General features: G+C 64.6%; 9 protein-coding genes and 1 pseudogene. All 10 read left to right on the top strand.

All coding sequences use genetic code 11. The annotated features are described in order from the left end of the window. Positions 1 to 192: 192 nt before the first annotated feature. The 10 genes and pseudogenes from ACU5AP_RS13415 to ACU5AP_RS13370 all read left to right on the top strand — a co-directional run bounded on the left by ACU5AP_RS13415 (position 193) and on the right by ACU5AP_RS13370 (position 13,682). The gene (locus ACU5AP_RS13415; protein WP_446681349.1) at positions 193 to 876 is read left to right on the top strand and encodes a virB8 family protein; all 684 of its coding nucleotides are present in this window, start codon (positions 193 to 195) and stop codon (positions 874 to 876) included. Next, positions 873 to 1,679 carry a TrbG/VirB9 family P-type conjugative transfer protein gene (locus tag ACU5AP_RS13410; protein WP_446681348.1) on the top strand — a complete coding sequence of 269 codons (807 nt, stop codon included), beginning with the start codon at positions 873 to 875 and terminating at the stop codon, positions 1,677 to 1,679. Before ACU5AP_RS13415 ends, ACU5AP_RS13410 begins: the two co-directional genes overlap by 4 nt. Then, positions 1,676 to 2,818 carry a type IV secretion system protein VirB10 gene (virB10, locus tag ACU5AP_RS13405; RefSeq protein WP_446681347.1) on the top strand — a complete coding sequence of 381 codons (1,143 nt, stop codon included), beginning with the start codon at positions 1,676 to 1,678 and terminating at the stop codon, positions 2,816 to 2,818. The genes ACU5AP_RS13410 and virB10 overlap by 4 nt, the downstream gene beginning before the upstream one ends. Continuing rightward, positions 2,818 to 3,822, top strand: coding sequence for a P-type DNA transfer ATPase VirB11 (gene virB11 / locus ACU5AP_RS13400; RefSeq protein WP_446681346.1), 1,005 nt, complete (start codon positions 2,818 to 2,820; stop codon positions 3,820 to 3,822). Before virB10 ends, virB11 begins: the two co-directional genes overlap by 1 nt. Continuing rightward, positions 3,791 to 5,638, top strand: a pseudogene (locus ACU5AP_RS13395) (type IV secretory system conjugative DNA transfer family protein). Before virB11 ends, ACU5AP_RS13395 begins: the two are co-directional and overlap by 32 nt. Then, on the top strand, positions 5,635 to 6,246 hold the full coding sequence (locus ACU5AP_RS13390; protein WP_446681345.1) for an LPD7 domain-containing protein: 612 nt from the start codon (positions 5,635 to 5,637) through the stop codon (positions 6,244 to 6,246). Before ACU5AP_RS13395 ends, ACU5AP_RS13390 begins: the two are co-directional and overlap by 4 nt. Positions 6,247 to 6,435: 189 nt before the next feature. Further along, the gene (locus ACU5AP_RS13385; RefSeq protein WP_446681344.1) at positions 6,436 to 7,947 is read left to right on the top strand and encodes an ATP-binding protein; all 1,512 of its coding nucleotides are present in this window, start codon (positions 6,436 to 6,438) and stop codon (positions 7,945 to 7,947) included. Continuing rightward, positions 7,948 to 10,638, top strand: a complete 2,691-nt coding sequence (locus ACU5AP_RS13380) for a Z1 domain-containing protein (RefSeq protein WP_446681343.1) — start codon at positions 7,948 to 7,950, stop codon at positions 10,636 to 10,638. Then, complete coding sequence (locus tag ACU5AP_RS13375; RefSeq protein WP_446681342.1) at positions 10,628 to 11,614, top strand: PD-(D/E)XK motif protein; 987 nt, start codon at positions 10,628 to 10,630, stop codon at positions 11,612 to 11,614. The genes ACU5AP_RS13380 and ACU5AP_RS13375 overlap by 11 nt, the downstream gene beginning before the upstream one ends. Next, entirely contained in the window at positions 11,607 to 13,682 is a 2,076-nt protein-coding gene (locus ACU5AP_RS13370; protein ID WP_446681341.1) for an AIPR family protein, read from the top strand. Before ACU5AP_RS13375 ends, ACU5AP_RS13370 begins: the two co-directional genes overlap by 8 nt. Positions 13,683 to 13,915 lie beyond the last annotated feature (233 nt).

Genomic DNA, 13,915 nt, shown 5'->3' with positions numbered 1-13,915 from the left:
CACGTCCATTCTGCTCTTCGCCCTCCTGCTCTGCGCCGGATGCGCCGCCTCCGGAGCCGGTCCCCTGCCGGTCTGCGACGGCCTCAGCCGCCGCCCCGCCAATCCCCATGGTTCGGTCCTTGAGCCGTCCTCACCCGCAGTTGCCCCGCCGTCAGACGCAGGCCCGGCCGCTCCCCCGACCGGGGGCTGCGCATGACCGGCGCGCCCTCCGGGGACCTGAAGCGGTATTTCGCCGAGGCGAAGCGCTGGGACCAGGACCGGCTGGCCTCAGCCCTGAGGTCGCGCCGCCTGGCCTGGTGCGTCGCCGCAGCCGCGGGCTCCCTGGCCATGGCCGGCGTCGTCGCCGTGGCCGGCCTGACGCCGCTGAAGACGGTGGAGCCCTTCGTGATCCGGGTGGATCAGGCGACCGGCGCCGTGGACCTGGCCCGGGGCCTGGCCGAAGGGAGCGGGCCGGTCCGTTATGAGGAGGCCGTCAGCAAATACTTCATCGCCCGCTATGTCCGGTCGCGGGAAGGCTATCTGGAGGCGTCGGCGGAGGAGGATTTCCGGCAGGTCTCCATCCTGTCGGCTCCGGCCGAACAGCGGCGCTGGGCCGATCTGTTCCGGGGAACCAATCCCGCCAGCCCGCAGAACCTCTATGGGCCCCAGGCTGAGGCAGGGGTGTCGATCCGCGCCATCAGCTTCATCAGTCCCGAGGTCGCCAGCGTACGGTTCCGGCGGACCGTGCGACAGGCGCAGCAGACCGAGGAAAGCGACTGGATCGCCACCGTCGCCTTCGCCTGGACCCGCGCGCCGATGAGCGAGGCCGACCGGCTGCGCAATCCGCTGGGCTTTCAGGTCCTGACCTATCGTTCCGATCCGGAGGTGATCCGATGAAACCGCTCGCCGCGCTTTTCGGCGCATCCGTCCTCGCCCTTGCGGCGCCCGCCTTCGCCCAGGAGAACGGGCGCATCCGCGAACTGACCTGGACGCCCGGAGCCGTCCATACGATCGAGGGAGCCTTTCGCACCGCCACCCAGATCATCTTCTCCCCGCAGGAGACCATCCGCCACGCCGCGATCGGCGACAGCGTCGCCTGGGAGATCGCGGCGGAAGGGTCGGTCCTGTTCCTGAAACCGCGCGAACGTCACGCCCCGACCAATCTGCTGGTGGTGACGGACCGCGCTGGCGAGCCCCGCCACTACGCCTTCGCCCTGAGCGCGGGCGGCGGCGCCGGCGCCGCCTGGCAGGTCCGCTTCCGCTATCCCTCCGACGAACAGGGGGCCGCCGAAGCCGCGCTCACACAGGCGGCGGCTGCCGCCGAAACCCGCCTGATCGGCCTGGAACTGGCCCGCGGCGCGCTGGAGGGTCCGCGCAATCTGGCCTGGACGGCGCAGGGCGCCTCCGCCCTGCAGCCGAGCGAGATCAGCGACAACGGCCGCTTCACCGTGATGCGCTTTCCCGGCGGTCAGGCCATCCCGGCCATCTTCGAAATGGACGGCGCGACCGAGCGCCTTGTCCCTTATGACGTGCGGGGCGAGTTCGTGGTCATCCACGGCGTCGTGCGCGGCCTCAGGCTGCGCCGGGGGAAGGCCGTGCTCTGCCTGTTCAACGAGACCTTTGACGACCACTCCAAAGGTTCGCCCACGGGCACGGCGTCGCCGCAGATCGACCGTGTGGCGACCGGAGCCTCATCATGAGCGCGACCGACCATCCGCGGGCGCCTGAAGGGAACGGCGCGCCGACTGGTCCGGAGCCGGACTGCGTCACGAACGACCGCGGCGTTTCCCCCATCGCCGGCCGCCCCGGCGGCCTGCGCAGCCGCTGGATCACCCTGGCGGCGCTGGCCGCAGGCTGCAGCGCCTTCCTGTTCGCCACATGGGACCGGGGCGACCGCCCTGCCCGCCCGGCGCCGGAGGAACCCGCGCGCCAGCTGGTCCCTTTCGAGCCCGTGCGCCGTCCCGCCGAGCCGCCCCTGCTGTCCATGCGGCCCGGGGATCCGGACGCCCCGTCGCTGACCGGCGAACCCGTGATCCCGGCGATCGCCGACGCGACCCCGTCTTCGCCCGGCCATGTCGGGCCAGCATCCGACGGGCAGGGACAGTCGCTTGCCGAAAGCGCCCGACGTGCGCCGGTGCTGGCCTACAGCCGGTCGGGCGCCGATGCAGGCCGGGCTCCCGTCGGCCCGCCGTCCTCGGCCGTCCCTGCGCCTGACGGCGGCCCCGGCGTGCTTGATCAGCTGCGACAGATCAGCCCCGTCCGCCGGGCCGAGGCCGGCCGGCTGCCCGACCGCCGCTTCCTCATCATCGCCGGGACGACCGTGCCCTGCCTCCTTCAGACGGCCATGGACAGCGCTGCGCCGGGCTATGTCAGCTGCATTGTTCCGCGCGATGTCTGGTCCGACGACGGCTCGGTGGTGCTCATGCCCCGCGGCACGCGGGTTCTGGGCGAATACCGTTCCGGGCTGCAGCGCGGCCGCGGCCGGCTGTTCGTCCTGTGGACGCGGGCGGTGACGCCCGAAGGCGTGGCGATCGCCCTCGCCTCGCCGGCCGCCGACGCCCTGGGCCGTGCGGGGATCGGGGGGCGGATCGACAGCCATTTCCGGGAGCGCTTCAGCGGCGCCCTGCTTCTCAGCATCGTGGACGGCGCGACCATGGCTGCGGTCGACGCCGGCGCGGACCGCTCGATCATCCGTACGCCGTCCGACGCCGCCTCGATCGCCCTGCAGGACAGCGTCGGCATACCGCCCACGCTGAGAAAGGACCAGGGAGCGGAGGTCTCCATCCTCGTGGCCCAGGACCTCGACTTCAGTTCCGTCTATCGGCTGAGGCCGCGCTGATGGCCGGGACCGCCGTCCTTGACCACTATCTGGCGCCGCTGCGGCCCCTGCTCGAGCCCGACGACGTGACCGAGCTTGTGGTGAACCGGCCGGGCGAAGCGGGGGTCGAGCGGCAGGGACGGTGGACCTGGCATGGGATCCCGGACCTGACGGAGCCCTGGTTGCGCACCCTGGCCGTCGCGGCCGCCGCCTTCACCCGACAGGACGTGGGCCCCGACCGTCCGATCTGTTCGACGGTCCTGCCGGGCGGCGAACGCTGCCAGATCGTCCTGCCGCCCGTGGCCCCTGAAGGCACGGTGTCCCTGACCATCCGCAAACCCTCGCATCGACGCCTGACGCTTGAGGATTTCGAGGCCGCCGGCCTGTTCGGGGCGACCGGCGCCGCGCGGGAGGGAGAGATCGACGCCGTTGACGCCGAACTGATCCGGCTGCGCGATCAGGGCGTCTGGCCGGCCTTCTTCCGCCTCGCCGTGGAGGCGCGTCGCAACATCCTGATTTCGGGCGCGACGGGATCGGGCAAGACCACTTTCGCCCGAGGGCTGATCGATCTGATCCCGCGGCATGAGCGGCTGCTGACCATCGAGGACACGCGCGAACTCACCGCCCCGCACCGCAATCTGGTGCACATGGTCTATTCGAAGGACGGTCACGGCCTCGCCCCGGTCGGCGCCCGGGCCCTGCTGGAAAGCGCCCTGCGCATGCGGCCAGACCGCATCCTCTTTCAGGAGCTGCGCGACGGCAGCGCCTTCTTCTACCTGCGCAACGTCAACTCCGGCCACCCCGGCTCGATCACCACCGTCCATGCGGATTCGGCGGCCCTTGCCTTTGAGCAGCTGACGCTTCTGGTCCGGGAGTCGGAGGGCGGTCGCGACCTGCCGCGCGCCGACATCCGCGCCCTTCTCCACCTCCTGATCGACGTGGTGGTGCAGATGAAGAAGGTGGACGGGCGCTTTCAGATGACCGAGGTCTGGCATGAACCGCACCGCAGGCGACGCGCCCTCTAGGGCGCTGAGGCTGGCGATCGGCGTTTTCGCCATCCTCCTTTTCATCACGGTCTGCGCGGCGCTGATTGCCCTGACCGGCCTTGGCCAGCTCACGGGGGACATCGATCCGCGGCGGGTTCCGGCCTGGTTCTGGTACTACCGCGGCGACCCGCATGTGCGCCGCTGGCTTCTGGCAGGCCATGGCGTCTCAGCGCTCCTCGCCAGCCTCTTCGTCGCCGCCATCCTGTTCAGCCGTCGCCCGCCGCTGCACGGCGCCGCCCGCTGGGCGACCGTATCAGAAGAGCGCGCAGCGGGCCTGCGCGCCCGCGAAGGGATCATCCTCGGCCGTGCGAAACATGGCGGCTTCCTGATCGCCGACGGCCCGGAGCATGTGATGCTCTACGCCCCGACCCGTACGGGAAAGGGCGTGGGCGTGGTCATTCCCAACCTTCTGTCCTGGCCCGGCTCCGTCGTGGTTCTGGACATCAAGCGCGAGAACTTCGAGGCCACGGCCGGCTACCGCGCTGAATGCGGCCAGCGGGTTCTGATGTTCGATCCGCTGGCGGCGGATGGCCGCACGGCCCGGTTCAATCCGCTGGGACACGTGGACCGGCTGGACGCCCTGGCCGTGCTCGACGAACTCCAGCGCATGGCGGTGATGCTCTTTCCCGGGCACGACCACGCCGATCCCTTCTGGTCGGAGGCGGCGCGCACCGGCTTCATCGGGGTCGGCGCCTACGTCGCCGCCACGCCGGACCTGCCCTTCACCCTCGGCGAGATCTTTCGCCAGCTGACGGCGAACGATCCCCGGCTTCGTTTCCCCAAAGCCATCGCGGCGCGCCGTCGTGAAGGCCGGCCCCTGCCCGCCGGATGTGTTTCGGCGCTGAACGACTTCTGCGCCTCCAGCGAGAACACCTTTTCATCGATCCGTCAGACCATCACCACCCGCATGGGTCTCTGGCTGAACCCGAGGGTGGACGCCGCCACCAGCGCCAGCGACTTCGACCTGCGCGACCTGCGATCCGGCAGGACGTCGCTCTATCTCTGCGCCACGCCCGACAATCTGATCCGGGTCGCCCCGCTCTACAGCCTCCTGTTCCAGCAGCTGGTGGACCTGAACAGCCGATCGCTGCCCGGTCCGTCCGACAGACCCGTCCTCGTCCTGCTCGACGAGTTCGCCCGGCTGGGCCCGGCGCCGGCCCTCGCCCACGCCTTTTCCTGGGTCGCCGGCTACGGCCTTCGGCTTCTCCCGGTGATCCAGAGCCCGGCCCAGCTGAGGGCGGTCTAGGGCCCGGACCTCGCCGAGGACATCTTCGCCAACTGCGGCGTGGAGGTGGTGTTCGGCCCCAAGGACCTGAAGACGGCGCAGGACCTCAGCGAGCGGATCGGCGCCTGGACTTACGCCGCACTCAGCCGCAGCCGCCCCGGAGGCCTCGGCGCCGGCCGCCGCTCCGTTACGACCTCCGACCAGCGTCGGCCCCTGATGCTGCCTCAGGAGCTTCTGCAGATGCCGGCTTCCGCCCTGATCGTCCTCAAGGCCGGTCTGCCGGCCGTTCGCGGCCGGAAGATCGCCTATTACAGGGAGGCCGTCTTCCGTCGCCGCCTGCGCCCGGCTCCGCGGATCGACCCGGCGGTCGCGCCCGCCTCCGATACGACGCCCCTCCCAGACCTCCCTCCGACACAGGAAGACGTCGACATGGATATTGACGCGATCGTCCGGGCCTTCGCCGAAGAAGGCCTCCCCCCGCCGTCGCATGGCGCCTCCGAAGGCGAGGTCCGCGACTGGCTCGACCGCGTGATGGCGGCCGAACCAGCCCACCTGGAGCGTCACGCATGACCCAGCCCGCCGCTTCACATCTCAACCAGGAGACCACAGCCTCCGCCAACCAGATCACGCCTGACCGTGCACGACGGGGCGAGGCGAAACCCCGCTCCACCGCAAAGGGCGACCTGCCTCAGGCCGTTCTGGATCGCTATCTGATCGAGCGGGACCTCAGGGGCCGGCCCGAACGCTTCTATCGCGATCATCGCACGCCCGATCCCGCGTTCCGCGACCAGGGTCGCCGCCTGACCACGGACCGGACATATCCTGATACGATCGCCGACATGCTCAGGGTCGCGCAGCACCGCGGCTGGACGCGGCTGAAGGTCGACGGCGACGACACGTTTCGGCGGGAGGTCTGGATCCAGGCCCGCGCCATGGGCCTGGAGGTCAAGGGCTATCGACCGCGCCAACGGGACCGGCAGGCGGCCGGACTGCCTGCAAGCCGCCTCCCTCTCGAGGAACGCCTGCGCATGGCCTCTGCCGTGGTCCGAAGCCTCATCGCGGACCCGGAAGCGCAGCGGCGTCTTCTGGACCACATGGTCGCATCTGCAGACCGCTTCAGAGCCAGAGACCGTGTGGGCAAGGCCTCAAGGGTCGAAGTTATCAGAAACAGGCGCTGAGCAGACAGGAAGCTCTCTGTGAACGGCGATTCAGGGGGCTTCGAGGCATCCGCCTCCGTCAGAGATAACTATAAACCCCCGGTTGAGGATTCTACCTGGAAGTCTGAGATCGGGCCGGTATGATCATCTCGAGGTGATGGGGGCCGTTTGGCGGGAATCACCACAGTTGAACTGAACGACAGGGGAGCCTTGGCTCTGCCCGAAACGGGCAGGACGGGATTGTTGGGGGCGACGGTGAAGTATCTGAGCAATCCTCCCGACGCAGCGTCGCTGATGACTTCGGCGCGAAGCTTCGGAAACTATGATCTGTCGAGCGCGCTCGCCGATCTGTTGGACAACAGCATCAAGGCGCAGGCGCGCAACATCGAAATTCGTTGCCTGCGCAAGGCCGATGGCCCGGAAGTCCGCATCCTCGATGACGGTACAGGAATGCGTGCAAAAGAGCTTCACCGCGCCATGCGGCCAGCGAGCACCAATCCGGACGATGAACGCGCGCCTGACGATCTCGGCCGTTTCGGCTGGGGTATGAAATCTGCTTCTCTTTCGCAGTGCCGGCACCTTGTCGTTCTGACACATCACGAGGGTGAACTTGCCGGCGCCTCCTGGGACCTCGACGATCTTGCAGACTGGAAGATGGGCATTCTCGAAGATGCCGAAATCCGCGCCCTTGCCAGCGAACAGCTGCTCAAGCGTAACGGAACGGAAATTGTCTGGTTGAAATGTGATCGGCTGTCCGAGTTCGGGCAGGTGGCGGGCAAGGGGTTCAATGACCTTGTCGCTCACGCAAAGCGACAGATATCTCTGACATTTCATCGCTACCTGGGCGGCGAAGAGGGCCTGAGGAGATTAACGGTCATCTTCAATGGCGACCGGCTCAAGCCTGTCGATCCCTTCCTTCGTACGCATGACGCAACACAGGCGCAGCCGAAGGAAATGCTGACGCTCGACGGCCAGCCGGTCGAGGTCCAGGCGTTCATCCTGCCGCACTATTCCAAGGTGACGGCACGAGAGCATGACCAGCTTGGAGGCGAGGAGGGTTTTGTCCGGAATCAGGGATTCTACATTTACCGACAGCACAGACTGATCATGCACGGCACCTGGTTCCGGCTCGTCCGGCACGGCGAGCTGTCGCAGCTTGTCCGGATCGCGGTCAACATTCCCAACTCGCTCGACGCCATGTGGAAGATCACGCTCGACAAGGCAGATGCTCAGCTTCCCACCGGCCTGAAGAACCGGCTGAAGGACATTGTGGAGGGGCTGAAGCGCAAGTCCGGCCGGGTTTTCCAGTCTCGCGGCGGTCGAATCAGGGAAGAGGCGGGCAAGGTATCCGTGTGGGCCAAATATGTTCGCAACGGCGAGGTACGGTACTACCTCAACCGCGAGCATCCGCTCATTGCCGGCATGCTCGAGGATGACGATCCCGAACGGGCAAAAGCATTCACGGCGGCGCTCGGTATCATCGAAGACTGTTTTCCTGTCGTGAGCATCGGCGAAGACTATTCCACACGCTCTCACATGATGAACCAGAGCGCGGTCGACCGCGACACCTTCATCGAAAAACTCGACACGGCCCTCCCCGCGCTCCTGATGCGGGCGGAAGACAATTTCAGCAAGCTGCGCGAAATCCTCGCTGTGACCGAACCATGGTCTGGCCAGGGAGCTCTCGTAGCGCAGCACCTCAAGGATAAAGGGTGGCAGTGAATGTTTGACAGTGAGCTTGCGTATTTCCGCGCTACCATCACACGCGACCATGGCGAGAGCATCGCCCAGGGCATTGGCCTGCCAGAGGGCGCGATTGGCGACATGGTCCGCAGCGGACCATTCCAGCATCTCGACGAGTCAGCCGTCAACCTGATCGTCCGTGAACTTGAAACCAGCTTCACGGTTACCCAGCGTCGCGGAGCGGTGATTACAAGAGATCATCGACCCTGGCTGGGGACCAAGCGGGGAAGTCTCGATTTCTATTACTGGAACCGACTCAGGAAATACTACCTTGAGACCGGGACACTGCCCTCCCACGTCCTGGCGACGCTCGACTCCGATACCGACGAGATTCTCGACCAGTGCGGAAATCCGAAGGATGAAAGCTACGGCGCAGTCCGCGGCATGGTCATGGGCAACGTCCAGTCTGGCAAAACGACCAACTATTCAGCGCTGATCTGCAAAGCCGCAGACGCAGGCTATCGAGTCATAATTCTCCTGGCCGGCATCACCAACTCACTGCGTGCGCAGACTCAGGAGCGACTGGACGAAACCTTTATCGGCAAGGTCTCGATGTTTGGCGCGGCGGCGCAGCAGTCACTTCCAATCCAGAACTTCGCACAGACCCGTCGCATCCCCTCATACGGCACGACGCGCGTCTCCGATTTCTCAAGTGGTCGGGATGGCATGTACTTCGGGCTTTCCGGTCACAAGGAGCCGATGATCTTCGTCACCAAGAAGAACAAGGCCATCCTCGAACGACTGGCGGAATGGATCGACAAGCAGGGCGAGACCGGCGGCTACGACCTGCCGCTGCTGCTTATCGATGATGAGGCGGACAACGCCTCGATAAACACGGCTAAGGATCCCAAACGCACCACGGCCATCAACGGGATCATCCGACAGATTCTTTCCAGGTTCCCCCGTTCCGCATACGTCGGCTACACCGCAACGCCCTTCGCCAACATCTTCATCGACCCGGAAACAACCGAGGAGATGGAGAATGACGACCTGTTCCCGGGCAACTTCATAAAAGCCCTCGACCCGCCCACCAACTACGCCGGCGCCCATCGTATTTTCCGCGAGGGCGGCGACCTTCGTGATCGCATGGTGCGCACCATCGGTGACTACCACACAGTGCTGCCACTCAGTCACAAGAGCAGCCACGTCCTCAGCGCGCTTCCCCTGAGCCTTGAGCACGCCATTCGGGTTTTCTGCATAACGCGGGCAATCCGGGTCCTCCAGGGCAAGGGCGCGTCTCACTGCTCGATGATGATCAATGTCAGCAGGTTCAATGCAGTTCAGGAGCAGGTCCTGGGCCTGGTCTACGCCTACCTCAACGAGATCCGTGATTCCGTTGACGTCAATGCTGGCCTGCCGCCTGAAGATTTCAACGATGAGGTGATGTCAGACATCGAAGCGAGCTTCGAGCAGGAGTTCGACGACACTGGACTGGCCTGGAGAGATGTTCTGACCACCCTCAATGAGGGCGTCCAGTCAATCCAGGTCCGCACCGTCAACATGAAGGGCGGCAAACTCGACTACTCCCTGCACAAGGCGGACGGTCTGCACGTGATTGCCGTCGGCGGCCTGGCGCTCTCGCGCGGCCTGACGCTGGAAGGTCTCACCGTTTCCTATCTGCTGCGCAACGCAACAGCGAGCGACACGCTGATGCAAATGGCGCGCTGGTTCGGTTACCGGCCGGGGTATGAAGATATCTGCCGGCTCTACCTGCCGAAAATATCGCTTGACCACTACGAGTATGTCGATGAGGCGACAGAGGAACTGAGAAGCGAGATCAAGCGCATGCAGGCCGCACGCCGGACGCCGCGCGATTTTGGCCTCAAGGTTCGACAGTCGCCGCTGGCCATTCGGGTAACGGCCGCCAACAAGATGCGCACCGCGGAGAAGCTGCGCATCGCTCAGGATTATTCGGCCCGTCATATCGAAGGCTTCGCGCTTCCCAACGATCGCGATACCGGCGTTCAACATCGACAGGCCGTCGAAGAGTTCCTGAAGGCGCTGGGGGAGCCCAAAGATCGCAGCAAAGGTTATATGTCCTGGACGGCGAAGGGGCGGCAGGTCCTCGCACTGGTCGACAGGTTCCGGTTCGTCGATCACACCGATCTCGCGGCCATCTCCGATCATTCGCTGTTTCACGACTATGTGGAAGATCGCCTGGCGGACGAACTGTCCGAGTGGGACGTGGTCCTGCCGATGCGTCAAAGCGGCGACCAAGAGGCGTTTGGCGGACAGAGCGTGCGTTTCCGCTCGCGCGATCAGGGCACGGTTCTCGGCGGCGTATACCGGATCTACGGCAGCAAAAACAGGGTAGCCGACCCTGGCGACGCCCAGATCGGGCTGACTGACGTCCAGAAAAAACTTGCCGAAGAACGCTACGAAAAGGGTGAATACAGGAAGGAACGGGCCGCGTGCTCCGTGCGTGAGCGCCCAATGATGCTGATCCACGCCTTCAATGCGACCCTTCGGAAAGAAGGGGCTGCGAACGATGACATGCTTGCTCTCGATGGGCCCGTCGTAACCCTGTCGTTCTGCCTGCCGGAGACGCGACGCCCCGCCAAGGAGCGGACGTACCAGGTTAACGCCGTCTATCGCCATCAGCTCGAGCTTTATCTCAACGAGGAGGATGACGACGCTGAAGCCCTGGCGGAGGCGCAGGATGCTGACTGAGTGGGGAGAGATCACCGCACCTGCTGAGGTCGGCGCGCGTAACGTCCGGCTCGCCGACAGCGCCCATCCGCTGGACTTCCGGATCGGCCGCGATCACCGCGACCGCTACATCTTTCAACTGGATGCCGACTGCGCCGAACCGGATGCGCTGGATCTGCCTAAAATGACAGCCCTGACCTGCGATCTGGAACAGCTGTCGGGTGGGCGTGCGCGGCTGTCGCTGGTTCTCAGGCGCGCGGCGGATTTCCGCAACTTTGCGCTGATGTGCAAGAGCCTCCTGCTCGCAACCGAGAACCTGGCTGCAGGTCAGTCAAGGCAGGGTCTGGTCACCACGCTCGATGAGCTCCATCGCTGGCAGGAAATGCTTCGCCGGCAGGCAGATCGCAGACTGTCAAAGCCAGAGCGCATCGGCCTGGTCGGAGAACTCCTGTTCCTTCGTGATGTCCTTGCTCCAAAGCTCGGCTGGAACGCTGCGATCAGGTGCTGGAATGGCCCCGGCGGCGACGAGCAGGACTTTGTTCTGGGAACGAACATCTTTGAGGTGAAGACGCAGGTCGTTACCGCTGATCGCCGGATCAGAATTTCCTCGGAGGACCAGCTGGACCCGGTTCAGGGACGGATTCTCATCTGCAATCAGGGTATCGCGCCGCTCGCGGCTGGAGGCGCTTCGGGGCGGACACTCAACAGTCTGGTTGGAGAGGTGCGCGAAGCCGCGGGCAGGACCGGCTCCGGATCGGCCGAACGACTCGACATCGCACTTCTGGAGGCGGGATATGAGGAGCGTGCCGAATATGATGAGGAGAGCTGGATCCTCGTTGATCGCGCCTACTACGAGGTGAAGGACGCCTTCCCCCGGATCGAACGGGCAGAGCTGCGGCCTGGGGTTGATCAGGTCAAATATTCCATACGGGTAAGTGATTGCCAGCCTTACCTGGTCAGCGTTGATGAAGCATTCGGGGAGCCATCACATGAGTGATCTTCAGGACGCCTTCGATGAACTTCGCGAGGACATCCTGCTCGAGGCCGAAGCACGCGGCATCTTCCAGCAGGAAGCTTTCTTCGAGCTTTATGCCGAAGCAGCCTCGGAAAATGGCGACACCATCGACCTGGAGTATTCACACTGCCGCCGCGAAGGAGGCAGCCGGCCACATCGGATCGACGGTCACGCGTTCGATGGCGACCGCGGGACGCTCTATCTTGCGGTCTGCGACTATCGCGACGGAACCCGGATTGAATCGCTCCAGAACGACCGGCTGAGCTCTGCTCTCAAACAGGCTACCAACTTCTTCGAGAACGCCTGTTCTACATCGTTCATCAACTCGATCGAGGAAACCAGCCCGGCCTTCACCGCCGCCTACCCCATTTATCTCGCGCGGGACTCCATCCGGCGAGTGCGTGTCGTTCTGTTCAGCAATGCGCGCCTTGCCACGCGACGGCCGCCACAGGTGTCCACGGAGATCGCCGGCCTGCCGGTTGTCTACAGCGTGCTTGATGCAACCCGCTATTTCGACATCCAGAAGAGCTTTAAGTCGCCCGAGCCGATTGAGGTCGACCTTGCCTCTATCGCCGGCGCCGCCCTGCCCTGCCTAAAGGCCTCAACCGACGCGGCCGAACACCAGTCCTATCTCCTGGCGATCCCGGGCGCGGTCCTCGCCGAAGTCTTCGGGCTCTACGGTGCGCGCCTGCTTGAGCAGAATGTCCGCACCTACCTTCAGGCCCGCACCAAGGTGAACAAGGGCATTCTCGAGACGATCAAGAAGACGCCCGAGATGTTTTTCGCCTACAATAACGGTCTGACGGCGACAGCCTCCGGCGTAGAGCTGCGCACCCTCGACGAGGGCCAGCTTGGCATCGCAGCCATCCACAATCTTCAGATCGTGAATGGCGGCCAGACCACAGCCTCGATTCTTTACGCCAAGGATGTTGGCAAGGCCGCGCTAGATAGGGTTCATGTCCAGATGAAGCTGTCGGTGGTGCCCCCGGATCTAATTGACCAGGTCGTGCCCCGAATATCACGGTTCGCGAATACGCAGAACCGTATCTCGGAGGCTGATTTTTTCTCGGGCCATCCTTTCCATCTGCAGATGGAACGCTACTCACGCATCCTGTCGGCGCCTCCACAGGCCGGCGCGATGACAGGCGACAAGTGGTTCTACGAACGCGCCCGCGGCCAGTATCGCGATGGCATGGCCTACGCCACACCAGCCGAAAAGAAGAAATATCAGCTCGAATTTCCCAAGGACAAGCTGATCGAGAAGACCGATCTTGCGAAATATGTCCTGACGTTCGAGCGACAGCCGCACATTGTGTCTAGAGCAGCCCAGAAGGCCTTCATGGCCTTCGCCGACGAGACCGCCAAGGTGTGGCGTGCCTCTCCGACCCGGTATAACGAAACCTGGTACCGCAACGCCTGCGCAATGGCGCTCGTTTTCCGCTGGACCGACAGGTTCATTGCGGGGGCCGAATGGTACAAGCTGGACCGCGGCTATAAATCTCAGACCGTGGCGTACACTCTGGCCTGGCTGGCGCAGCATGTCATCGATGAAGGCCGTGCGTCGCTGAACTGGGCCCAGATCTGGAACACGCAGACCGTTCCGGAGGAGCTCCAGGACTTCATAGTCGAGCTGGCGCCTCAGATTGCTGCGGCGATCCGCCAGACGCCTTCTCACATCCGCAACGTTGGCGAATACTGCAAGTTCGAGCTCTGCTGGCAAACGCTGAAGGCGGAAGCTTTCAATGTACCACCCCTTCCGGGCTTCCTGATGCTGGATGCCGACGAAGCCAACGAAGAACGGAAAGACGCGCGGGCGACCGCCCGGATGGATGCCGATCTCGACATTGACGTTCACCTGCCGGCGATCGCGCCAAAGGCCGAGATCATTCGCAGGACAGTGGATCGGAGAGGTTGGCTATCTCCCAAATCGGACGCCGGACTTCGCAAGCTTGCGACGATGAACCTCAACCTCGCGCGGCCTGAAAAAAACGCACTGAAGCTGCTGTTGAACCGGATGGCGGATGAGGGCACGCCCTGGCAGGACCTATAGGGTCGACTGCGCGCCGAGAGCAGACATTCAACTGAGGCCAGTTAGCCGACTTTCGGGATGCTTGGCACCGCCTCCCCGATCGGAGTTGGTAGCTGCGTCTGAGCAACGAATCCTGCAGTTCTTGACGTGCCCCTGAGAATTTCCTCCACGTGGAGCTAGAGTCCGGCCCTTGAAAGGACGGACGGAATGAAACGAGCGAGATTCACGGAAGAGCAGATCATCGGGATCCTGCG

This window comes from Brevundimonas sp. RM1, from assembly GCF_052907225.1.
The sequence above is the reverse complement of the archived record's forward strand: the minus strand, read 5'-3'. Positions and strand labels throughout refer to the sequence as shown.

What these genes read in the sequence shown, in the direction of transcription:
- ACU5AP_RS13380 (WP_446681343.1), top strand. Translation starts at nt 7,948, where the DNA reads ATGTTTGACAGTGAGCTTGCGTATTTCCGCGCTACCATCACACGCGAC.
- ACU5AP_RS13370 (WP_446681341.1), top strand. Translation starts at nt 11,607, where the DNA reads ATGAGTGATCTTCAGGACGCCTTCGATGAACTTCGCGAGGACATCCTG.
- ACU5AP_RS13390 (WP_446681345.1), top strand. Translation starts at nt 5,635, where the DNA reads ATGACCCAGCCCGCCGCTTCACATCTCAACCAGGAGACCACAGCCTCC.
- ACU5AP_RS13415 (WP_446681349.1), top strand. Translation starts at nt 193, where the DNA reads ATGACCGGCGCGCCCTCCGGGGACCTGAAGCGGTATTTCGCCGAGGCG.
- ACU5AP_RS13375 (WP_446681342.1), top strand. Translation starts at nt 10,628, where the DNA reads ATGCTGACTGAGTGGGGAGAGATCACCGCACCTGCTGAGGTCGGCGCG.
- virB11 (WP_446681346.1), top strand. Translation starts at nt 2,818, where the DNA reads ATGGCCGGGACCGCCGTCCTTGACCACTATCTGGCGCCGCTGCGGCCC.
- ACU5AP_RS13410 (WP_446681348.1), top strand. Translation starts at nt 873, where the DNA reads ATGAAACCGCTCGCCGCGCTTTTCGGCGCATCCGTCCTCGCCCTTGCG.
- virB10 (WP_446681347.1), top strand. Translation starts at nt 1,676, where the DNA reads ATGAGCGCGACCGACCATCCGCGGGCGCCTGAAGGGAACGGCGCGCCG.